This window comes from Marinomonas posidonica (assembly GCF_043643765.1).
GTDB classification, from domain to species: Bacteria; Pseudomonadota; Gammaproteobacteria; order Pseudomonadales; family Marinomonadaceae; genus Marinomonas; species Marinomonas posidonica_A.
Map to the genome: position 1 here is coordinate 108853 of NZ_JBHZSP010000006.1, position 22651 is coordinate 131503.

A 22651-nucleotide genomic window follows, 5' to 3' on the forward strand; every position below is an offset into this window, starting at 1 on the left:
GATAAGGACGATCTAATGCTGAACAATCGCCATGTCAATCAACCGCCTTTAGTCGAAGGTCAGCGAGTGGAGTTCAAACGCCAGTTGACGGATGGACTAGAAAAAGAAGTGGTGGCGTTTTTAAACGCTCACGATGGCGGCTTGATTTACATTGGCCTAGATGACGCAGGCCAAGCCCTGAGTGTTGATCATCTCGACACACTGCAATTACAAATTAAAGACCGCATTAAACAAAACATCAGCCCTTCGACCATGGGCTTGTTCGATGTCTTGATAGAAGGTTATCAAGATAAAAACATCATCAAAATCGTCGTCGCCCGTGGTTCAGAACAACCTTATTACTTACGTAAAGCGGGTATGTCACCCAAAGGCTGTTTTATTCGTATTGGCTCGGCAGCGGAGCCTATGCCGCAACGCATGATCGAAACCTTATTTGCTACCCGCACACGTAACTCCATTGGCAATATGCGCTCACGCAATCAAGACCTACACTTTGAGCAGCTTAAAATTTATTACCAAGAGCGTGGTTTACCCCTTAACGAGCAATTTGCCCGTAACCTAGAGCTATTAACCACGGAAGGCGATTTTAACTATGCGGCCTATTTATTAGCCGATGATAACGGCATGTCGATCAAGGTGGCGAAATACGCTGGGCTGGATCGTGTGGATCTCATCGAGAACGAAGAATACGGTTATTGCTGTTTGATCAAAGCGACCAAAGCCGTGCTAGAAAAACTCAAGGTAGAAAACAAAACCCTCGCCACCATTACCGATAGCACCCGTAACGAAACCAAGCTGTTAAACCCGATAGCCCTACGTGAAGCCGTGATTAATGCGATTATCCATAATGCCTACAGCCGCGATGTACCGCCTAAATTTGAGCTGTTTGCGGATCGTTTAGAAATCACTTCCGCAGGCAGTTTGCCACAAGGCTTTAGCCAAGATGAATTCTTTATGGGCTATTCGGTACCGCAAAACAAAGAACTCATGCGGGTGTTCAGAGACGTGGATTTAGTGGAACAGCTAGGCTCTGGCATACCGCGTATATTACAAAGCTACAGCAAAGACGCTTTTCATTTTACCGATAACTTCACCCGTTTGGTTTTGCCTTTTAGCCAAGTACTGGAAACGAAGGCGCAAGCGACCGGACAAGCTACCGGACAAGCTACCGGACAAGCTACCGGACAAGCTACCGGACAAGCTACCGGACAAGCTGAAACGCTATTACTCTATTGCGTAGAACCAAGAACGACAAAAGAAATGATGACGCATTTAGAGCTCAGTCACCGAGAGCATTTTAGGGATAGCCTGTTAATACCATTGCTCGATTCAGGACAACTAGAAATGACCATTCCAGACAAACCTAAAAGCCCTAAACAGCGTTATGTCACGGTCAAACAAACGGACGATAATCATGACTAGAAATGAATCTGAAACTCGTGCTGAGTTAATTTCGCCGAAATTGGCGTTAGACGGCTGGGGCGCAATTAACCTTAATGTTAGCGACTCTAATGTTAGTGATCCGACTGCTAGTGACCTAAGTTTCATTCGTCGTGAAGTAGAAATAACCGCTGGCCGTATTTTAGGTGGCGGCAAGCGTGCTGCAAACCTCAAGTGCGACTATGTATTAGAGTTTAAAGGCAGAAAACTCGCGGTGGTTGAGGCAAAACGAGAAAGCCTAAGTTACACCGAAGGCGTACGCCAAGCCAAAGACTACGCCCAGCGCCTACAGTGTCGTTTTGCTTACGCCACCAATGGTCATGACATTTACCAAATAGACAGGGTAACGGGTGAAGAAAAACAAGTAGAGCGTTATTTAAGCCCTGAGGAAATGTGGGCAGCCGTCTTTAATGGAGACGATGGCGTCGCAGAACCTGAGTTTACCCGCTCATGGCGTGAGCGTTTTTCTCAAATCCCTTTCGAAAGAAAAGGCGATTGGCAACCGCGCTATTATCAAGAAAACGCCATTAACCAAGCTTTAGAAGCCATCGGCCAAGGCAAAGACCGTATTTTACTGACTCTTGCCACAGGCACAGGTAAAACCTGTATTGCGTTTCAAATTACATGGAAGTTATTTCATAGCCGCTGGAGCTTGCAGGCGGCAAAAAATCCCAGCAATGCGAAAAAGCGTCCTCGTATTTTATTTCTTGCCGACCGTAATGTATTAACCAAACAAGCCTTTAACGACTTTGGTGCTTTTGGCGAGGACGCGGTAGTACGGATTACACCGAGCGAAATCAAAAAAGCCAAAGGCGTGCCTAAAAACGCCAGTATCTTTATGGCGATTTTCCAAACCTTGATGACAGATTCAGCAACGAATGCCGCCACTAATGGGAATACAGATTCAGAAGAAGAGCAGGAAAGTGAAGACTATGAACAACCATTATTGACCGACACCAGCGCTTGTAATTTCAGACACTACCCAGAAGACTTTTTTGATTTCATTATCATCGACGAATGTCACCGCGGTGGAGCCAATGACGAAAGTTCGTGGCGCGATATTCTTAATTACTTTTCTCCCGCCGTGCAATTAGGGTTAACCGCCACACCAAAACGCACAGACAATGCCGACAGTTATAAATACTTTGGTGAACCCGTTTACAGCTACACCTTAAAGCAGGGCATTAGTGATGGTTTTTTAACGCCGTTTAAGGTGTATCCCATTGTTGGCACTATGGACGAATACCTTTACACGCCGGGCGATGCCGCCAGCTTTAAAGGTGAACCCGAACCCGGCCGAGTATACAAAGAAGGTGATTTTAACCGCATTATCACCATTCCAAAACGGGAAGAGAAACGTGTTCAGTATTGGATGGATCACATCAATCCAAAGGAAAAAACCATCGTTTTTTGTGCCACTCAAGAACACGCTGGCATGGTGCGCGATTACATTAACCAATACGCCCGTGCAAAAAAATGGACAACAAACCCCGATTATTGTGTGCGCATTACAGCCAATGATGGCCTAGCAGGCGAAAACGATTTGCGTACCTTCTGCGATAACGAAAAAACCATTCCGACCATATTAACCACATCGCGTAAGTTATCGACCGGTGTAGACGCTAAAAATGTGCGTAATATTGTGTTGATGCGTGAATGCAAAAACATGATTGAGTTTAAGCAGATTATTGGCCGTGGTACGCGCATGTATGATGGCAAATCCTTTTTCACTGTTTACGACTTTGTAAAAGCGCACCATAACTTTTCAGACCCAGAGTGGGACGGTGAACCATTACCACCCGATGAAAAACCAGATGCTGATACTTGCGATATTTGCGAAAGTCACCCCTGTCTTTGTGTGTGTGATACCTGTGGCTTTAACCCGTGTAATTGCCCAGACGAGACGCTTGATGACCCTTGTGATGAGTGTCGTCAATCGCCCTGTTTGTGTGCTGGTAATAACGGTGAGCCTTGTAGCGACTGTGGTTACGCACCTTGTCTTTGTAATACAGACGAAGACGATGGCGAAACTGGCGGTAAAGAAAAAATAGTCATCACACTAAAAGACGGTAAAGCTCGTCAAATCCAACACATGAAAAGCGTGCTGTTTATGGGCGCTGACGGTGAAATGCTCACCGCTGCACAGTTTGTCGAGCAGTTGTTTGGCGACTTGCCGCGCTTTTTTGGTAACGAAGATGAATTGCGTGAAATATGGAGCGACCCGATGACTCGTGAAAAGCTACTAACGGATTTGCATGAAGCGGGTTACGACGATGAAAAGCTCGATAGCATGAGACATATTATCGACGCCAAAGACAGTGATGTTTATGACTTATTAGCCTTTGTCGCTTATGCAAGAGAGACCCATACCCGCAAGGAACGTGTCTTCAACGCTAAGCCAAATATATCGAAAGCTTTTACCTACAAACAAGTCGAGTTTATCGAGTTCATTTTAGATAAATACATAGAAGATGGTGTAGAAGAACTGGCGGCTAAAAAAATGCGTAGCTTGGTTGAACTGAAATACAACACCATAAGCGACGCCGCCGCAGAGTTTGGTTCACCCGCTGCAATAGGCGACACCTTTATTGGTTTTCAGAAGTATTTGTATGAATAACTGAAGCGCAAAAGAGAAGTCTGTTTTCTTTTTGCATTAATTATGGAAAGAATAAATTTAACTGGATAAAGTTACCATTATGGTAAATAATGCATCAAATATTAGCGCTTATGAGGGACATCCGCCTAACGAGGTTAGTAATGGACGGTCTCGAATAACAGGTGGCCCTCTTTATAATGTTGCAGATGTGCTTGCTCTATTGGCTAAAGGTGATAGTAAAACGCACCTGTGGACTCGAAAGTGTATACAGGATGTTGCGCAATTAGCTTTTGATACCGCCGATGTTCGTGAACTGTTAAAACAAGCATTATAACCACTGGCATATATGTTAATTCGGAATGGTGTGTTCAAAGGCCAACGGGTCCTTGGGCAGCTTGTGATAGTTACCGTTTGTTCCGTGATGAGTGGAATGACAATGCCTATAAAAACTTGCGCTACGAATATTATGTGAAATTTGCGATTGCTAAGAGCGGGAAGCTATTGCTACTTGTCTCTTGTCATTTATCGCAGTAGGAGAATGGTGATGAAAAAAAGGATGTGTCCGATTTGTGAAGCAGGGCAATTACATACGCAAAGTGAATGGATTAACGTTGAGCATTTAGGCCAACAAGGCAAAATTGAAAGCCACTATTCAGAGTGTGATGCTTGCGGTAGTGAGCAAGCTGGTGCAAAAGAAGCTCGTTTGAATAAACGTGCCATGGTGGCTTTTAAAAAGCAGGCGCAAGGCTTATTGACGGGTGAGCAAGTACGTAAATTACGTAAGCGTTGGGGATTGAGCCAAGATGAAGCCGCAAAAGTTTTCGGTGGAGGTCCAGTTGCTTTTTCTAAATACGAGACAGACGATATTATGCAATCCGATGCTATGGATAAGCTATTACGAGTGGCAGGTGAAGTACCTGTTGCGTTAGATAAGTTAATGGCAAATTCAGGTATTCGCAGTAAGCAAACTACTCAGTGGGACAATGTTGATGTAGTTAACTTTGCAGACTATAGAAATATGGAAAAGCCAGAATTAATTACGTCTCATTTCACTGAGTATGAGGCCTGTTATGGCGACTAAGATCAGTAAAAATTTACAACGGGCTATTGATAAATTAAAGATTCAAGACGTCTATTTAAAATCGTCGCAAGCTCAATGTGAAGATGACTTTGACCCTAAGTCAACAGAATTAAATGAACTGCTTGTCCAACAAATGCATGCAGTAATAAAAAGTGAAGTATTAAGAATCAATACGGACGAGTTGCTAGTGAGGATTTATATTCGTTTAGGAGCGCGTTGGGTTGCTACAACCGACAGTAAAGAACCTAATATTAAGGCCTTTGTTGAAGCTGACTTTATTGCTGAATATCAAATGACAGAACCACTGGAACAAGAAGCCATTGACGAATTCTCGCATCAAAATGCTAGTTTCCATGTTTGGCCATATTGGCGTGAGTTTTTAAGCTCTCAGTGCGAGCGTTTGCGTTTACCTCGTGTTGTATTACCAATCGTACAATTTAATAAATAAATTTTTCTAACAACTTTTTGTTCAAAGCCAATACTTTCTTAGTATTGGCTTTTTTATTTCATGCTTTGCTTAGCGACGAGTGCTTTTGATAAGCGACTGCTAGTCAAAAATTGCGACGGCACGGATAAAACCCGCTGAGCCGTTTTTGATTTTATAAGGGAAGCAAGACACCATGAAGCCATTCGCAGGTAGGCTTTCTAGGTTGGACAGTTTTTCCATTTGTCCGTAGCCAATATCTCGTCCGGCTTTGTGACCTTCCCAGATAATAGAAGCATCACCCGATTCGGCGAATTTTTCTCGTGTGTATTTGAACGGCGCATCCCAGCTCCAGGCATCGGTCCCCACCACTCGTACCCCACGTTCTAGTAAGTACATAGTGGCTTCACGTCCCATGCCAACCCCCGCTTCTAAGTAGCCTGCTTCACCGTAGATCGCACCAGCACGAGTATTAACCAAGACAATATCGAGAGGTTGCAATTTGTGTTTAATGCGTTTTAGCTCGGCTTCGACTTCGGCTGCCGTAATAATATGGCCATCTGGAAACTTACGAAAGTCCAGTTTTACGCCTGGCTGTAAACACCAATCTAACGGTAATTTATCGATACCATATGCGGGTTTGCCACCATCAGTGGTAGAGGCATAGTGCCAAGGCGCATCCATGTGAGTGCCATTGTGAGCACTCATTACCATTTTTTCCACCGCCCACGCCTCATCACCAGGCATGTCTTCTTTTTTTAGACCTGGGAACATAGCGGCCATTTCGGGCCAGCCTTCTTGATGATCTGTGTAATCAATTTTTGGTAAGAGAGGTGGTGGATCTGTGTAAGGATTGTTGTCTAAGGATACAGATAAATCGACAATACGTCGTGTACTGGATGGTTTCATAAGATACCTCTTATTGTTATTTTGTTTTTCAACATGGGCAATATATTAGGAAAAAAAACCTTTAGTATTAAGTTGATAATTGCAACGTAACCTGTTGATATTATCAACTTGACTTTTTATATAAGGCCAATAGCTAAAGCTGGAAAGCCAATGATCAGTGCCAAGCGAACAAGGTCCGAAAGCACAAAGGGAAATTTATCTTTGACTGCTTTTCTAAACGAAATAGGGCGGCAGATTGGCTTTTTGATTGGATAAGCGGTTCTTGTTATATCTTAGTATTTGAGTCGATAGTACCGATATGAGTGTTAGTACGTCAGTACTACACCACTTAGGTGTCGCTGGTGATAGATGATGTATTCAAAAGCAGTTTTATCGTTTTTTTCTTGGTGTCCGTTGGCCAATGTTGTTTCATTTCCTTTGTTTTTGTCGGGTTTACGGAACTTATTTACTACGTTTAGTCTAAGGAATGAAGTCTATACTTTTCACTATATTCTTTCTGTTGCAGCAGGTTTTTAATGTGTCCAAACGTAATGTTTCGAAGTTATTTTTTGCATATTGTATTGCGCATGAAATACATACTGGTAATATCATGTGACGGGACTCTATAATAGAAACGTATAAAGTGATCAATCGTATATTCCAATAAAAATAATAATGGAGATTATTATGACTACCTCATCTAAAGGTTTGTTTAAAGCAAGTGTTGTTGCTGTATCCGTTGCAGCAGCGTCTAGTGCCTATTCAGCTGGTTTTGCTTTAAACGACCACAGTGCGACCGCTTCTGGTGCAGCGCTTGCTGGTGCTGCCGCTTCGACTAGTGACATTTCTTTTAGCTTCTGGAACCCTGCGCTGTTTACAAATGCTGAGAGTACGACTTTCGTAGCCTCTGGTGCTTATGTTATGCCGAGTATGGATGTGACTGTTAATTCTTCTACAGATGCAACGACTGGTAGCTTAGGAACTGAAGCAACGGACGATTCTGTTGACAATAGTTTGGTTCCTGCATTGTATTTTGCCAAACCTATTTCTGATAAAACAGTCGCCGGTATTTCCTTAAATGTACCTTTTGGTTTGTCTGGAGATTATGGTCAAGAATGGTCTGGTCGTTTACATGCCACCGAAACTGGTATTCAAGATATTGCTTTAAGTTTTGCCTTGGCTCATCGTGTTTCTGAACGGCTTTCAGTCGGTGCGAGTTTACAACTTCATCAAGCCGAAGTTATTTTAGAATCAGCGGTTGGTGCACCTAATCATCCTACTCTACAAGAGGGTATTGGCCGTATTGAAGCGGATGCTACAGGCGTAGGGTTTAGTGTTGGTGTGATGTTTGAACCCGTTAAAGGGACTCGACTAGGTGCGGGTTATCGAAGCGAAGTCGATTTCGATTTTGAAGGTGATGTCAAATATACAAATGTAACAGCCGCATTAGCAGCAAATAATAGCCTTGAAAATGCTGATGTAACTGATTCAATCACTTTTCCATCTGTTTTAACTCTGAGTGTTGAACACGATCTTTCAGATAAATTAACTCTTGGTTTGTCTGCAATTAGAACGGGCTGGGGGTCAATGGATGGTATCAACATTGATTTTGACAGTAATCAAGCTAACTCTGTATTAAGCTTTGGATTTGAAGATCAGTGGATGTATTCTGCCGGTGTAAACTACGTTTACTCTGACAAACTAACGCTTCGTACTGGTATTGCGATGGATAACTCGCCAGTTACGGATGAATACCGCTCAGCGCGTACACCAGATGGTGACCGTAAGTGGATTTCGGTTGGTGCCACTTATGACTTCAATGATATGACGTCGGCGAGCTTTGCCTTCACACACGTCATGATCGAGGATGTTACAGTAAATCGTGATGGCTCCTTAACGGAAGATGCTTCACGAGGAACGTTAAACGCAGACTATGAATCTTCTGCAAACGTTTTCTCCGCGTCTGTTACTATGGCGTTCTAATCTGCATTGATTCTATTCAATATAAAACCAGAGCCTAGGTTCTGGTTTTTTTTGCTCTGAATTTAGTCGGTCATGGTCTTGTCATTGAATTCAATGATTATTTTTACATAGATTAATGGGACGTTTTGGTGAAGAGGTGACTCTGTATTTTACTAGGAAGGTGTGATGGTCTTGCGATGAGAGGCTAGGTGATTAAGTACTAAGACGTCTTGAAGACAGGTATGTCTGTTGGTTGTATGAATGAAGTGGTAAAGGGTGCGGTGTCAGATGGCGGATTAATACACCATTCTATGTTGTTTGGCTTTTTCGTGGCCATTGGCTGTCCAGTCCGAAAGCGGTGATGGCTTGGCGTAATAATAGCCTTGTAACGTGTGGCAGCCAAGGGCAATAAGTAGCGTGGCTTGCTCTTTAGTTTCAATCCCTTCTGCAATGACTTGCATGTTTAAAGACTCAGCCAGTTGGATGGTGGATTTTACAATATCAACGTGTCGTTGGTCTTGCGGTAATGGCGACACAAAGCGACGGTCAATTTTCAGAATGTTGGCTGGAATGTCGACTAATTGTCCAAGAGAGGCTTGGCCTGTCCCAAAGTCATCAATGGCAATGGAATAGCCATATTGCGACAAACTGCGTAAGCGTTTATGTATTAATGGGTGAGTCATGACAGAGCTGGTTTCTGTGATCTCTAGCTCTAACATGTCGCTTAACCAAGGATTGTCTGCGATCAGGGTCATCAGCAAGGCAAAGAACGCGTCATTCATCAGTTCTTGTCCGGCTAAGTTTAGCGCAATGGGCGTTCTGATGTGTTCTTTATGCCAAACGGTTAGAGTCTCGACCAGTTCTCTGACCAGGTTTTCAGCCAATAATGGCAGCATGCCTAAATCTTCCGCTAGCTTGATGAATACCATTGGGGAAACGAATTCTCCCTCGTTATTCCAACGGGCAAGGGCTTCAAAAGAGCGGACTTCACCATTCGCGCTGACTTGTGGTTGCAACCAAATATCAATTTTTCTGTTTTTAATGGCGGCGCTAAGCTTTAAACCTAGGTTGTGCTCTCTGACCAGCTTGCTTTCTAGGTTGTGATTGTAGAAAGAAAATTTATCTGTGCTGGTGGAATATTCTAATGCCATTTCACAGTGTTCTAATAATTCTTCAGCTGTTTTGCCATCTGTATGGTAGTAAGAAATACCGAGCTGATAGTCCATATTGAGTCTCTGACCATCTAACATTAGCTGTGTAGGCAGTAAAGATTGAATCAGAGTAGATAGATTTTTTTGGATCAGATGAGTTTGGCTGAGTGGCACAAAACACGCAAATTTTACGCCACGCAAACGACCAACAATAGCCTGCTTTGAAAGTTTACTCTGCAAGGCTTTGGAAAAATTGAGAATGATCTTATTGGCATTGTCTTTACCGTATTGCTTATTGAGCAGTTTGAACTGACTGATGCGAATAATAAACATGGCACCAGTTAAGTGATGCTCTTGCTCATTAATCTTGATGTTTACTTGGCGACAAAAATTTAAATGATTGGGAAGTAAGGTCAGTAGGTCAAAGTGTGCGAGTCGACTGTTGGTTTGCTGCGTGTTTTCCAATTTTTGCTGGATTGCGCGAAACTCGGTCATATTATCCAAATGTAAAATATAGTGACCATGATTGGTGAGAGAAGCACGACGAACTTGAATGTGGGTATCTGTGTTGTATTTTAGTGTGCACTCGGCTTTGTTTGACTGCCAAAAGAGCTTTGAGTCATTGTTAAGTGGAGAGAGCCAGTCGCCCATTCGAGTACCGGAAAATGCGGCACTGTCTTTTTGTCCGAGTAATTTTTTGGCTAATTGATTCGCTTTTATTAACACGCCGCGCTGATCACACAAGAGAGTCGGCGTGCCTGTATTCTCAAAGAATTCTTCGTACAACAGATAGTTTTCGTTGAGCTTACGGTACAAGGCTCGCATTCGAGCACTGTGGTTTTCTAATGAATGTATGATTTGTGAAACCGCCAAGGGCAAGCCGATATTTAGCGTCATAAAGGTTAGCAATTGGAAGTAAAATGAAGAGGATTCATTGACCGTTAAGCTGTCTAGCCATTGTGTTGTGACGAGATAAAAAGGGACAAAATTGAGCATCATGACGACTAAAGAGGCTTTGAAGCTAAACAGTAGTCGAGTAATTAAAGGGATGGAGTAAAGTGCGATAAGGGCATATTTCTCAGAGTCTTGTTCTGGGTTGGTGAATAGCATAATGCCACTGACAAGGACAAGCGATAAGACGAATAAAAAAGCGCAGGTTTGAGAATGATCCTTACTAAAATACAGCAGAGCGAATAATACGCATAAATATAAGCTGTTCATTTCAAAGAAGAAAAGCTCACCATGGGTAAACAGTGAGTGTAGCTCTGAAATACAGAAAATACTGATGGTCAATGCGATCAAGATTCGAAGTATGCTCAGTTGAAAGGAGCCCTCGCTCTGTTCACTGGTGTGATTCGAATCAATAAAAAAATACTGCTTAAGAGAGTCTATCAACATTAATCAACTTCATAATGTAAAAAGAAAAAAACCACATCTAACGGCTCGTTCTAGACAGTACCGAAAAATAATGGCTTTGACCATGCAAGAAATGGCTTATATCTAAATAATTATGTATTAATTTGCCGTAAATGGTTGTCCCAGTGAACTGCTGGGTGTTTATTAATCAAATCAATGTGTTCACGAACTGGGTTGCTGACATATTGGTTGCCTGTGCCTGCTGTCAGTATAAATTCATGAGCATTGTCATGAGCGACTAAACCACAAACGTCACGGCAATTATCAACGCCTAAAAAGGTTTTTGTGTCTACGTGCCAGTAGGCGACAAAACCGCCACGAGGGGTGCTAATAGCTAACACTTCTCCGGACTGATCAAAACACACGCTACCGCAATACTGTTTAAAACGGGTTCTTACTTGTTCTGGGATGGGTAAATAATCTAACTTAGGATGATCAATGCGAGATAAAGCAACCAAGGGGACTTGGTCCCATAGTGGACCTTGATATTGAAAACCAAGTGCCACCGTGCCATTTTGATTAACATCTAAGTGACGAATGCTCAGCTGATGTAACTCTTTGGCATTGCTAACTTGGTTTAATGACTTGCCATCCTTTAATGATAAATAGGTCGCATTTGGTGACATGGTATCCAAGTTAAGAACTTGGCGGTCATTGTCTGGATGAGTTTTTAAACCACCATTGGCAATGACCAGAATGTCGTCATTGAGTAAAACAGCTTCATGAGGACCAATGCCGTGGCTGGCGTAACGGTTTAAAATTTGGCCACTTGGCCATTCGCGTACAAAAATTTTGCCTTCACCAGAAGGGTAATGATTTTCTTGTGTGATTAAACGTTGGCCATCTCGAGTAAAGAGCGCATGGCCATAAAAGTGGTGATCTTTTTCTGGTTCAATTCGCATTATTTTTTCATGATTTGTGACATTGAAAAAATCGATAAAAAAGCCAGGCCGTCGTGCCACAATACCAACAATAGCCTGGTTTGGGTGGACAACTGGTGCGTGAGCGCGATCCGGTAACTCGGTTTGCCAAACTAGGTTACCTTTGGCGTTAAATAGACCGAAAAAATGTTCTGTTTTACTCTGAGAGAAAGCCGAAGCAAATAAGCTTTTATCATCAGAGACGGCAATTGCAGCCCAAGACGGTGCGCTAGCAAGCGCTCCGCCCAGTGCTAAAAAACGTCGTCTTGATAACATGCTAATCTCCATCGCGACTGTTAAAGCCAATCTGGAAACCAAGCTGGGTAACCAATTGAGTCAAGTAGGTTTGGCTGGCCGAAATGGATTTGATGAGTGGCGTCGCCATCTCAATGCGTTGTGTTTTTGAATAGCCAGATTGGAAATAATCCGCTGGCAGTTGCAGAGCCAGTTTTTGATTATTGATTAACGTTTTTTCAAGTTGATCGGCCAATTTTGGGTACTGTTGCTGTGCAATGTCGTACAGTGACGGTTGTCCTGCATGATAAATTTTACGGTAAGACAATAAATTGGCTTGAATAGAAGGTAATGACAGATTGCTGCGATAAAATTCCGCCAGTTTTAGATTCTCATGTCCTTTGTAGCCAATCGGTGTTTCCAGTTTGGCGTCTTTCACGGCAGACATGTGCTCAAGCCACTGTTGTAGTACTTGCTCCAGTGCAGCTTGTTCTGCATCGAACTCCGCGCCATCTTCTGCAAATACCCAATCCTGCGCTCGACTGTCTTGCCACTGCTTGGCCACAGCGTTGGCGCTGCTATATTGATGCTCTGTCACTTTCTCTAATACATGGCAGTGGTCCTTGGAGGCCATTGGAGAGAAGTCTGGGTGATACAAAAGGCTTTCTATGGCGGTTAGGCCGCGTACTGCAATACTGGCCGACGTCCAAAATTTAGGTGTTTTCATCACGCTTGGATCTTGCTGAGCCAGCGCTCGTAACTGGCGCTGAGTAACGCCTTTTTTGTCTGGCCAATATTCAAATGCATAATAACGCATGAAATAAGTGACCGGGCCAAAGTTTAACCATTGTACTTGCTGCCAATCGAGAGCGTTTTTTTGGAAAGCGGTTTGCGCCTCAGCTTGGTTTGCTTTATTTGGAACACGGCATAATTGAGTGGCTTGTTGTGCGAGTGCGTTAGCAGAAACGGCATAAGAGTCATAGCCGCTGCGAATAACGTCAGAAATAATGCCATTTAGAGGGCCTTGCCATTGTCCTGCAAAGCCTAGTAAAGGGGCACTGGCGCTAATCGCAACAGCCATGATTTTTGGAAGGTACTTCATTACAACGACTCCAGAAAATAAATGAGTTTTTGGCGATATTCTTTGCTTAAACGTTTGTAAGCTTGCTGGCTCGATTGGGCTTCGCCGCCATGCCATAAGATGGCCTCTTCGATCGTGCGAGCCCGTCCATCATGAAGAAAGCCTACTCGTCCCGATACCTTTTCGGATAAGCCAATTCCCCAAAGAGGGGCGGTTCGCCATTCTTGAGGTTCGGCAGAGTAAACGGGAAACCCTGAACGTAATTCTGCCCCCATATCGTGAAGAAGCATATCGGTAAAAGGGTAAAAAGTGCGATTTTTTAAAACCGAATACGGTGAATCATTGCCAGTGACCATTTTGGGAGTGTGGCAACTGGCACAACCAGAGTCGATGAAAATGTCTTTTCCTGCAAGGAAATCAGGCTCCGATAAATTACGCATGGCGGGTGGCGCGGCTAAGGAAACAAACAAATCGACCAGTCGAGATTGCTGTTTGTCGACCTCGAGATTATCCAAATGAGGGCTATTGCCATTTGGGCTGTTTAAGCACTCTAGTTGTAATGGGGTACAGTCGCCTGAAGGTGCAGGAAACAGAAGGGTTGATAATCCTAAATCGGTATTAAATGCGAGTTGATTCTGCGCGGTGACGCTGGGGGTAGAGGCTTTATAGCCAAAACGACCAACGACTGGGTTGTGTTGCCCCGGTATCCAACTGACTTTACCGCTAATGCCATCTTGATCTAAATCATCTGGGTCGGCATTGGCTATTATGTATGGGTCAGGAATATTGTCGAGTAGTCCCATACCAACCAGTGACGGGGTGTTAAGTAGCGTAACGCCTGTATCGGCTTCAAAAGGACCATAATGCAATTTGTCCCAGTGCAAAATAGGCTTTCTAAGTGATACTTGCTGGCCGTCAGCTAAGACCTCGACATGAGTTTGATAGGTAAGATGAAAGTCGCCTTCCGGCAGAGTGCCGTTGGCACTTTGACCTTGAAGTTGACCGCCATAATGAGCGTCACCAACACTCGGGAAGATGCCATCGTGATGCTGCATTGAGCCTGGATAGCGCTTGCCAAAACGAACCATAAACGAGGGAATCGTCGCACCACTGACATGCGCTTCTGGTGCATGGCCGCGGCCGTTGTTGACATGGCAATTGTTACAGGAGCGAGTGTTGTACAGTGGCCCTAAACCATCACTGGCGGTTGTGGAGGAGGGAGAGGGGACCCAAAATTTCTGAAACACGCCTTCGCCAATGCGAAATTCCAGCTTTTCTTCTGCTGATAAGCTAGGCAGTGGCTGTGAATATTCACTGGCAACCGACATATTGGTAAAACCCAAAAAACTGGCGAAAAGGCCAGTGAACATGAGCAAGTTTTCATTTTTCGATCTGGTCATAGGTTAGGCAAACACCATTGATTGACTCATTAACACAAACGTCTTGTAACCCTATACATGTAAAAGGGAAGGGGCAAAATACCGAGTGTGTTATGACTCGGTATTTCACGCCTTCCCTATTATAACGCGACGGTCTTTTGTTATCGCGTTAGGACTATTTGATAACAGTGTTATTATTCAAATACAGCACTTGGGTTATCAAGGCTATCAGAACCTTCTAATGCGATGCCTTGTAGATCAAGTGTTTGAATGATTTCTTCCGTTACGCGAGTTTCTAGCACTAGGGAATCAACAAAATCTTGAACCAACTGGTTGCCTTGTGTGTTGTTCATTGCAATCAGAACATCAAAGGTTTGACCTTGCGCAGCGGCATCGACCATCGCTTGTGCTGCGTCTTCTGTCATTTCCAATTTTTGCTTCATGTCGCTGTCTAGCGCGGTATCTTGCTGTGCAACTAGTTGTGATAAAGAAGCGCCTTTAACCCAGCTGCCATCAACACGTTGGTATTCACCTAGGTATACATTTTTAATGCCTTTCGCATCGTAGTAATGTGACCAGTGAGTGTTGTCAGAGAAGCAATCGTGTTCTTCTTCTGGGTCATGTAGCATCAAGCCCAATTTCGTACGCTCACCACCCAACTCACCGTAAGCTAAACTGCCCATACCGGTTAAGATAGTAGAAAGACCTTCTTCCGTAGACTGATCTAATAAGGCTTGGCGTGCTGCGCCGTCTTGTTTCCAGTTATCAGCCATTTCTTCTAAGTCAGAAATTAGCAAATCTGTTGCCGCAGTTAGGTATTCACGACGACGATCACAATTACCATTGGTGCAATTGTTTAGGTCAAAGTCAGTGGCTTTACGCTCGCCTGCACCTGGGTTAGTGCCGTGTAAGTCTTGACCCCAAAGCAGGAACTCAATGGCATGGTAACCGCTGGCGACGTTGGCTTCTACACCATCGGCTTCTTGCAAGTATTCAGCAATAAGTTCTGGTGTGATCTTGCTTGTGTCAACGGTTTGACCGCCAATCACTAAGCTCTTAGAAGCGATGACATTCGCTGTGTAAAGTGGATTGAGATCTGATTCACTACCGTAACTGCTGGTTGATACATAGTCGATAAGACCTTCATCCAGTGGCCAAGCATTCACTTTGCCTTCCCAGTCATCAACGATGGCATTACCAAAACGGTAAACTTCACTTTGCTGATAAGGAACACGAGAAGCCACCCAAGCAGTACGAGCCGCTGTTAGATTGGCTTCGGTAGGGTTGTCTAGGAAACGATTAATCGATGTGCGAAGGTCTTGCGCAGTAGTTAAAGAGTCACCATAAATGGCTTCTGCAATGTCTGCATAATGTGTCACAACAGAATCTGCTGTGACAGAAGCGGAATCATTTTTAAGATTGGTTGTGCCACATGCTGTTAGCAGCGCACCCGCTACACAAACCGCAACGGGGGTCAGTAATCGTTTCATATTTGATGCTCCAATATTGAATTGTTGCAACACTATATTTGAAATGAAAACGATTATCAATGCGTCCTTTTACACGCTCTTTACGTAATTTGTATCTTAATGTTAACCACTTAGTTAAGTGATAAATTATGCTTATAGTTCGCACTGATGATAAAACGCATTTTCGGCTGTCTTAGCCAAATCGTATTCGCATGCTTTTTCACGCAATAAGCTCTTACCTTCCCAAGAAACACTCATGCTAACAGGGGATTTATGTTTGTAGCTTGGAATAAACCGATAAGCGGCAATGACATCGACAGAACTGTGTGGGCCAACTTGTACAGATTGACCAATTAAGCGTTGACGAGTCTCTTTATTGTAAAGCGTATAGTCTGTTGTGTATTCCAGATCACCATTGTCATGGGAAAAATTAAGCCAAATTTTACGGTAGGTTTGTGGTTCGGATGTGGGGTTTTCAAAACGCAATTTGGTGTAAATGACTTGAGCCCGTGAAAGACTGTTCTGAGCGTTGTTACTGACATTTAAATAACGCCCCTGACTTTTCTGCCATGGCATGTTCGCACCAAATGAGACATCGACTATCTGGATGTTTTGTTTAGCAAACAAGGTTCCCGTGTAATCGATAAGATCTTTTACTGGGGCGTACAGAGCGAGGACAGCAAGTCCTAATAGAGCCAATTTTTGAAGGCTAGGGGCAGAAGCAAAGCGCTTGATCATAACCAAATCCTTATTTTCATGTTAAGAATATGAATTTTTACTGTTTGTTTATACAGTACTGTATAAGTATACAGTTTATATGTAAAGCCTCAGAATGATGGATTTAGGAACTTTTTTAAAAAAACACTTGCTTTTGTCTTATTGCCTTTTTTGTAAAGAAAAAATAAAAAATGTTTGATTTTGTGTAATTGATTGAAAAACATGGAAAAAAACAATCTTCCCACAAGCTTCTTCACGGATTCTGTGGAAAATAAAATGCACAATAAAATTTTGCCTATTTTTGCAGGAGGGAAAGAGTAAGCAATGAAAAAATACAGCTAAGGCACTATAATGCAGCCAAAATTAACGTGAGGTAGGTTGTGGATAAGCTAGATGTGATCATAATTGGAGCAGGCGCGTCAGGTTTAATGTGCGCAGCGACGGCAGCGTATCGTGGCCGAAATGTTTTAGTACTTGATCACGCGAATAAACCAGGTAAAAAAATACTTATGTCTGGAGGAGGTCGCTGCAACTTCACTAATATGGATGCCGCGCCTAAACACTTCTTATCGGATAACCCTCACTTTTGCATCTCAGCATTGCGTCGCTACACACCACAGGATTTTGTCGATTTAGTGGATCGTCATGGTTTAGATTATGTTGAAAAAGCCCCTGGGCAGCTGTTTTGTGAGCACTCTGCGAAAGACTTATTGGCTATTCTCATGACGGAATTGGAATGGTCTGGTGCACAAGTAAAACTGAATACTCGTATTTTAAACGTAGAGTATCAAGATGACATAACCGTAGTGACGACCAATCAAGGTGTGTTCTCTTGTGAGTCATTAGTGGTTGCTACTGGTGGTTTGTCGATTCCAACCATGGGGGCGACGGGCTTTGGTTATGAGATGGCGAAACAAGTTGGTCACGATGTTTTACCAACCCGAGCAAGCCTAGTACCGATTACGGTTCAACCAGAACGAAAAGAACAGCTTGCTGCTTTGTCTGGTGTTGCTTGTGACATTACGGCGTCGTCTAACAATATGGCGTTTCAAGAGCCTATGCTCTTTACCCATCGAGGTGTCAGTGGCCCCGCAATATTACAAATTACCAATTTTTGGCAGCCTGGCGAAGACTTGCAAATTCACATCGCACCACACCTCAGCCTAGAGATCTTGGTTAGAGAGCGGGATCAACAACCAAAAAAGACAGTGGAAAACTACCTGACTAACGAATTGCCAAAACGATTGGTTGACTTAATAAAAGCAGCATTCCCTTGGTTAGACCAAAAGTTTGCTCAAGTGTCTAATGAGCAAATTGAGCAACTGTTTCAGTACTTGAGTCATTTTGATGTGGCGCCCAATGGTACAGAAGGCTATCGCACTGCAGAAGTGACATTAGGTGGCGTCAATACCAATGAAGTATCTTCTAAGACCTTTGAGTCGCAAAAGCAAAAAGGCCTCTACTTTATTGGGGAAGTCCTTGATGTGACCGGTTGGCTCGGTGGCTATAACTTCCAATGGGCTTGGAGTAGCGGCTTCGCTGCTGGGCAGTATGTTTAGGGTGTGTCAGATAAGCATGTATTTACTTCTTTAAAAAGCTGGCGTGATAGTTTGTGTTTCTATAATGAATACTTGAAGTTCATGATGCTAGTGTGAGCAAGAGCGTGGTTAAGGCTTGAAGGCTTAAAATAGGTTTGTCTCATGACAGGGTCTTATTCTTATATTCAATAGCAAAAGAAGACGAAGTTGTGATTCGTGTTATTGCTAGCGATCTTGGGCAGTAACTACGTTGCCGAACTACTCAAAAAGTAGGTTATTTTGAACTTTGCCCATGGTATGACGAGGCCATTCTTCGATCACAACCTATTTCTGAGGCGGTTTGAAGCAAGCAAAGATTGACTGATATTGGCTTCGATTTTACGTTGATTTCCAATCACTTTCTGGTCCTTATGATTGCCTTGTATCCAATAAGGCGCTGCATTATTCTTACCGCATCAATTGACATACTGTTATCACCAACAAAATATTTAGAATATACGGATAGTTGGTTCCTTACTTTTGTTTTTCCATGAAATCTAGCGTTTATATATGGGCAGCCCAATGAAAAAGATGAGTTTTGATTCAAAGGATTTTTTAGTTAATCAGCGAAGAATTGTCGGTGATAAAAACGTTATCACCGATGCCAAAAAATCGGCTGCTTATGCGACCGGTTTTCGTTTTGGAAACGGAAAAGTCTTGGCGGTTATTACCCCTAGCACGCTCATCGAGCTTTGGCGTGTTGCAAAAATCTGTGTTGAGGCTGATGTGATTATGATCATGCAAGCTGCGAATACTGGTTTAACTGGCGGATCAACACCGAACGGAGAGTATGATCGAGATGTGGTGATCATTAGCACCATTCAGTTACAGTCCCTGCATTTAATTAATGAAGGAAAGCAGGTTGTCTCTTTTCCTGGTAGTCGTTTATATGAATTAGAGAAAGCGTTGGAAGAATATGATCGCGAACCGCATTCTGTTATCGGATCTTCGTGTATTGGAGCATCGATTGTTGGCGGCGTTTGCAATAATTCGGGAGGCGCTTTGGTTCAACGTGGCCCAGCTTATACGGAATTAGCTTTGTACGCACGAATCGATGAAAATCAGCAACTTACCTTAGTGAATCATCTAGGCATTGAGCTGGGTGAGGAGCCTGAAGAGATACTGAGTAAGTTAGAAAGCAGGGGTTATACAGAAAGCGATATAAAATATCCTGAGCGCTTGGCCAGTGATCAAGAATATCAAGAACGTGTACGAGATGTTGACGCTGATACGCCGTCGCGTTTTAACAATGACAGCCGTCGATTATACGAGACTTCGGGCTGTGCCGGTAAGCTTATTGTGTTTGCTGTTCGTTTGGACACCTTCCCTAAAGTGAAGAAAGAAAAGGTATTTTATATAGGCGTGAATAACCCCGAGACGCTCACGAGTTTAAGACGAGATATTTTAAGTGGTTTTAAGCATCTTCCCGTTGCGGGGGAGTATGTTCATCGTAGTTACTTTGACGTTTGTGAAAAGTATGGCAAAGACGCTTTTATCGTTATTCAAAAGTTGGGCAGTGAAAATATGCCTAAGCTATTTTCACTGAAAAATAAAGTCGATCGCTTTTTCAATAAGCTGCCGATGTTGCCAGACAATTTGTCCGATAAAATGCTGCAAGCGATTGCTGGGCTCTTCCCAGATCATATACCGAAGAAGATGCGTGTTTATCGTGACGAATATGAACATCACTTAATGCTGCAAATGTCTGATGAAGGGATAGAGGAAGCGAAAGAATACCTTAGTCAGTTCTTTGATCAACATGAGGGGGAGTATTTCGAGTGCTCCGATGACGAAGGGAAGCGTGCGTTCTTGAATCGCTTTGTCGCAGGTGGCGCTTCGAAACGTTATTATGCGTTAAATCCAACATTTGGAGAATTGCTGTCCCTTGATATTGCATTGCGTCGTAATGAAACCGATTGGTTTGAAACATTGCCACCTGAAATCGATAATTTGATCGAGACAAAGTTATACACGGGGCATTTCATGTGTCACGTTATGCATCAAGATTATTTCCTTAAAAAAGGAGTCGATGCGGAAAAAGTGAAGGCCCAGTTGTTGGCCTTTTTAGACCAAAAAGGCGCGGAGTATCCCGCTGAACATAATGTGGGGCAGTTGTATAAAGCTAAAGAGCCACTTAAAAAGTTTTATCAAGAGAGCGACCCGACGAACAGCTTAAATCCAGGGATTGGGAAAACAGAAAAAGGAAAGTACTGGAAAAATTAGAATAGTCCCTTGTGAATCAATATCAAGCATCTATAAAAAGGCGGGGAACATAAGGGAACATGCGAATAAGTCCCCGCCATGCTGTTTGCTCTTGCAAATGTGTTTCGAGCTGACCAGATAATCTGCGTGATATGGGTTAATCCGCTTAACAATCACTAAACTAGGTTCAATTGTCTTGTTTAGTGGTAGAAAAGTGATAAACCAAACACAGCCAATTGCGATTGGATCTTTCAGAAAATTAGGTCATGCTACTCGACTCGGTCGCATGTTCCTTCGCTTTATCGGCTTGTATACGCTTATAAATTTCGTGGCGGTGCACGCTAATTTTGCGCGGTGCTTTGACCCCAATTCGGACATAGTTGCCTTGTACGCCGAGTACAGTGACTTCCATATCGTCGCCAATATTAATGGTTTCACCTGGACGTCGAGTGACTACGAGCATAATGATATTCCTTTAATTATGAGTACTGTTTAAAAATACAGTTAAAGCTGTATTGCGGTCAACAGTTTTTGTTGTTTATTTTTATTCATTCTCATAGAGGCTTAGCGAAGCGGTCGTTTGGCTTCTGTTGCCACGCCGATAATTTCCATGTCAGCGCCCAGTTGCACAGGAAGATAGCTGGCATTAAGGGGCTTTAAATAGCGATTTCCAGCATCCATTACCAGTTGCTTAAACGTAATATCTTGTGAGGTATGCAATTTGACCAGTACCAGGTCGCCATGTGTTGGTTGGGTTTCTGGTTCGACTAAAATGAGATAGCTTTCAGGAATGCTTAAGCCAGATAAGCTGCTCATACTGTCGCCAGTTACCTTAAACCAAAACGCGTTCGGTGATACATTGCTTGGGGCTTCGAGCATGGTTTTTTCAGTTGTCGGGTCTTGTTTGCCAAACAGTGTGTCTTGATTTAGCAGCGGACGCATTTGTGCAGTCGTTTGTTGATACTGGGTTTGCTTTTCACGGATCTCGTCAACATGACCTGATAGCAGCCACTCTGGATCACAATGAAGTTGTTTGGCAAGGGACAGTAACTTACGCGGATTTTGCGTTCGGCCATCTTCGATTTTCTGCAATGATTGCTGTGTAATGCCAACACGTTTGGCTAACTCTACTTGAGTCAGTGCCAATTCCATTCGTTTTTCTTTAACGCGCTTTGAAATACTCATCTAATGATAGTTACAACTTTATCTGTATTTGACAAACAGTATAGGTTGTTTTTATATACAGCAAAGGTTGTATATAAGGAGGTAGTATGTCAGCGATAGAAAAAGCAATCGAAGTCGTCGGGAGTCAGACTGGGTTGGCTAAAATATTAGGCGTTAAGCAATCACATGTCTGGAATTGGCTACACGTTCATCACAGGTGTCCGGCAAAATATATCCGCTTAACCGCATTGGCCACGAAGGGAGAAGTGAGTGAGACGGAGTTGTTAATTGACCATGAAAAGCGATGTCAATAAAAACGCCTTTCGCTGCGTTGAGGGAAAGGCGTTTTATGCCGTCATGGCTTGGCGTTTACCGTCGCATCAGATCATTCTAATGCGACGGTCTGACTAGCTGTCGCTCGGTTGTTCTCCCGGCGGTAGGATGTTTTTTTGCTGCAATTCATTTTCATCATGGTTTGCGCCAGTAATGGGGCGAATGCGGCCATTATCGCGATAAAAACCAATGTCTTTTAAATAGTGGTCATCCAGATGACGGAATACTTGGTTTGTACGACGAGCTTCGAAGTAGTCTTTAGCGGCGTTGAATAAGGCAATGATACTCATAAGTGTTCTCCAAAATAATGAAATTTAAGGCGGAACTTACGAGGTTTTTAGTAGGAATGACCGCGTAAATTCCGCGGTCAATGAAGTAAAATTACACAGGCATTGAACGCGAACAGATTGAGGTTGATCGAACTTGTTTATTACAAGTTGCCATAGAAGAAGTTCGGTGATTATTCAGAATGAATGTGGTCATCTTGCTTCTCCTTAGTGTCTGTTGGTCCATTTAGGTAATTTTGCTCGTTGAGCCTTTTAATTGAGCCTTATTATTTGTCTTATGTCAAACCATTATATCGAAATAACGTATTTTATCTTTTTGCGATAAAAAGG

At 43.1% G+C, this 22651-nt stretch carries 19 protein-coding genes; 9 read left to right on the top strand and 10 right to left on the bottom strand.

The window, feature by feature from the left end; translation table 11 throughout:
• The first annotated feature begins 15 nt into the window (after positions 1-15).
• The 5 genes from ACHUFM_RS08505 (at position 16) to ACHUFM_RS08525 (ending at position 5565) form a co-directional block, all read left to right on the top strand.
• On the top strand, positions 16-1422 hold the full coding sequence (locus tag ACHUFM_RS08505; RefSeq protein ID WP_394181388.1) for an RNA-binding domain-containing protein: 1407 nt from the start codon (positions 16-18) through the stop codon (positions 1420-1422).
• Positions 1415-4057, top strand: coding sequence for an EcoAI/FtnUII family type I restriction enzme subunit R (gene hsdR / locus ACHUFM_RS08510; RefSeq protein ID WP_394181390.1), 2643 nt, complete (start codon positions 1415-1417; stop codon positions 4055-4057). Before ACHUFM_RS08505 ends, hsdR begins: the two co-directional genes overlap by 8 nt.
• A gap of 79 nt (positions 4058-4136) precedes the next feature.
• Positions 4137-4370, top strand: a complete 234-nt coding sequence (locus ACHUFM_RS08515; RefSeq protein WP_394181392.1) for a hypothetical protein — start codon at positions 4137-4139, stop codon at positions 4368-4370.
• A gap of 210 nt (positions 4371-4580) precedes the next feature.
• Entirely contained in the window at positions 4581-5117 is a 537-nt protein-coding gene (locus ACHUFM_RS08520) for a type II toxin-antitoxin system MqsA family antitoxin (RefSeq protein WP_394181394.1), read from the top strand.
• Positions 5107-5565, top strand: a complete 459-nt coding sequence (locus ACHUFM_RS08525) for a hypothetical protein (protein WP_394181395.1) — start codon at positions 5107-5109, stop codon at positions 5563-5565. Before ACHUFM_RS08520 ends, ACHUFM_RS08525 begins: the two co-directional genes overlap by 11 nt.
• 99 nt (positions 5566-5664) lie before the next feature.
• Here the strand turns inward: ACHUFM_RS08525 and ACHUFM_RS08530 are convergent, their stop codons facing one another.
• Positions 5665-6450, bottom strand: coding sequence for a cyclase family protein (locus tag ACHUFM_RS08530; RefSeq protein WP_394181397.1), 786 nt, complete (start codon positions 6448-6450; stop codon positions 5665-5667).
• 666 nt (positions 6451-7116) lie between these two features.
• On the opposite strand from ACHUFM_RS08530, the gene ACHUFM_RS08535 reads away from it, so the two are divergent.
• The gene (locus ACHUFM_RS08535) at positions 7117-8412 is read left to right on the top strand and encodes an OmpP1/FadL family transporter (RefSeq protein WP_394181399.1); all 1296 of its coding nucleotides are present in this window, start codon (positions 7117-7119) and stop codon (positions 8410-8412) included.
• A 275-nt stretch (positions 8413-8687) separates the two neighbouring features.
• On the opposite strand, the gene ACHUFM_RS08540 is transcribed toward ACHUFM_RS08535, so the two are convergent.
• The 6 genes from ACHUFM_RS08540 to ACHUFM_RS08565 form a co-directional block, all read right to left on the bottom strand.
• Positions 8688-10940 (bottom strand): EAL domain-containing protein, encoded by a 2253-nt coding sequence (locus ACHUFM_RS08540; protein WP_394181401.1) that lies wholly within the window; start codon positions 10938-10940, stop codon positions 8688-8690.
• A 110-nt stretch (positions 10941-11050) separates the two neighbouring features.
• The gene (locus tag ACHUFM_RS08545; RefSeq protein ID WP_394181403.1) at positions 11051-12154 is read right to left on the bottom strand and encodes a DUF1513 domain-containing protein; all 1104 of its coding nucleotides are present in this window, start codon (positions 12152-12154) and stop codon (positions 11051-11053) included.
• A 1-nt stretch (position 12155) separates the two neighbouring features.
• Positions 12156-13214, bottom strand: a complete 1059-nt coding sequence (locus tag ACHUFM_RS08550; protein WP_394181405.1) for an imelysin family protein — start codon at positions 13212-13214, stop codon at positions 12156-12158.
• A complete protein-coding gene (locus tag ACHUFM_RS08555; RefSeq protein ID WP_394181407.1) occupies positions 13214-14593 on the bottom strand; it encodes a di-heme oxidoreductase family protein in 1380 nt (459 codons plus the stop codon). The genes ACHUFM_RS08550 and ACHUFM_RS08555 overlap by 1 nt, the downstream gene beginning before the upstream one ends.
• A gap of 173 nt (positions 14594-14766) precedes the next feature.
• Positions 14767-16062 carry an imelysin family protein gene (locus ACHUFM_RS08560; protein WP_394181409.1) on the bottom strand — a complete coding sequence of 432 codons (1296 nt, stop codon included), beginning with the start codon at positions 16060-16062 and terminating at the stop codon, positions 14767-14769.
• A 132-nt stretch (positions 16063-16194) separates the two neighbouring features.
• Positions 16195-16779, bottom strand: a complete 585-nt coding sequence (locus ACHUFM_RS08565; protein ID WP_394181411.1) for a hypothetical protein — start codon at positions 16777-16779, stop codon at positions 16195-16197.
• A gap of 407 nt (positions 16780-17186) precedes the next feature.
• Between ACHUFM_RS08565 and ACHUFM_RS08570 the strand changes: the two genes are divergently transcribed.
• Complete coding sequence (locus ACHUFM_RS08570; RefSeq protein WP_394181603.1) at positions 17187-18317, top strand: BaiN/RdsA family NAD(P)/FAD-dependent oxidoreductase; 1131 nt, start codon at positions 17187-17189, stop codon at positions 18315-18317.
• A 540-nt stretch (positions 18318-18857) separates the two neighbouring features.
• Positions 18858-20558 carry a D-lactate dehydrogenase gene (gene dld / locus ACHUFM_RS08575; RefSeq protein WP_394181413.1) on the top strand — a complete coding sequence of 567 codons (1701 nt, stop codon included), beginning with the start codon at positions 18858-18860 and terminating at the stop codon, positions 20556-20558.
• A 238-nt stretch (positions 20559-20796) separates the two neighbouring features.
• Here the strand turns inward: dld and csrA are convergent, their stop codons facing one another.
• Together csrA and ACHUFM_RS08585 are read right to left on the bottom strand one after the other, a co-directional pair.
• Positions 20797-21000 carry a carbon storage regulator CsrA gene (gene csrA, locus ACHUFM_RS08580; RefSeq protein WP_394181415.1) on the bottom strand — a complete coding sequence of 68 codons (204 nt, stop codon included), beginning with the start codon at positions 20998-21000 and terminating at the stop codon, positions 20797-20799.
• Positions 21001-21101: 101 nt separating this feature from the next.
• Positions 21102-21722, bottom strand: a complete 621-nt coding sequence (locus ACHUFM_RS08585) for a helix-turn-helix domain-containing protein (protein ID WP_394181417.1) — start codon at positions 21720-21722, stop codon at positions 21102-21104.
• A gap of 86 nt (positions 21723-21808) precedes the next feature.
• On the opposite strand from ACHUFM_RS08585, the gene ACHUFM_RS08590 reads away from it, so the two are divergent.
• Positions 21809-22015 (top strand): YdaS family helix-turn-helix protein, encoded by a 207-nt coding sequence (locus tag ACHUFM_RS08590; protein ID WP_394181419.1) that lies wholly within the window; start codon positions 21809-21811, stop codon positions 22013-22015.
• A 93-nt stretch (positions 22016-22108) separates the two neighbouring features.
• Here ACHUFM_RS08590 and ACHUFM_RS08595 read toward each other — a convergent pair whose 3' ends face one another.
• Entirely contained in the window at positions 22109-22324 is a 216-nt protein-coding gene (locus tag ACHUFM_RS08595) for a hypothetical protein (protein WP_394181421.1), read from the bottom strand.
• Positions 22325-22651 lie beyond the last annotated feature (327 nt).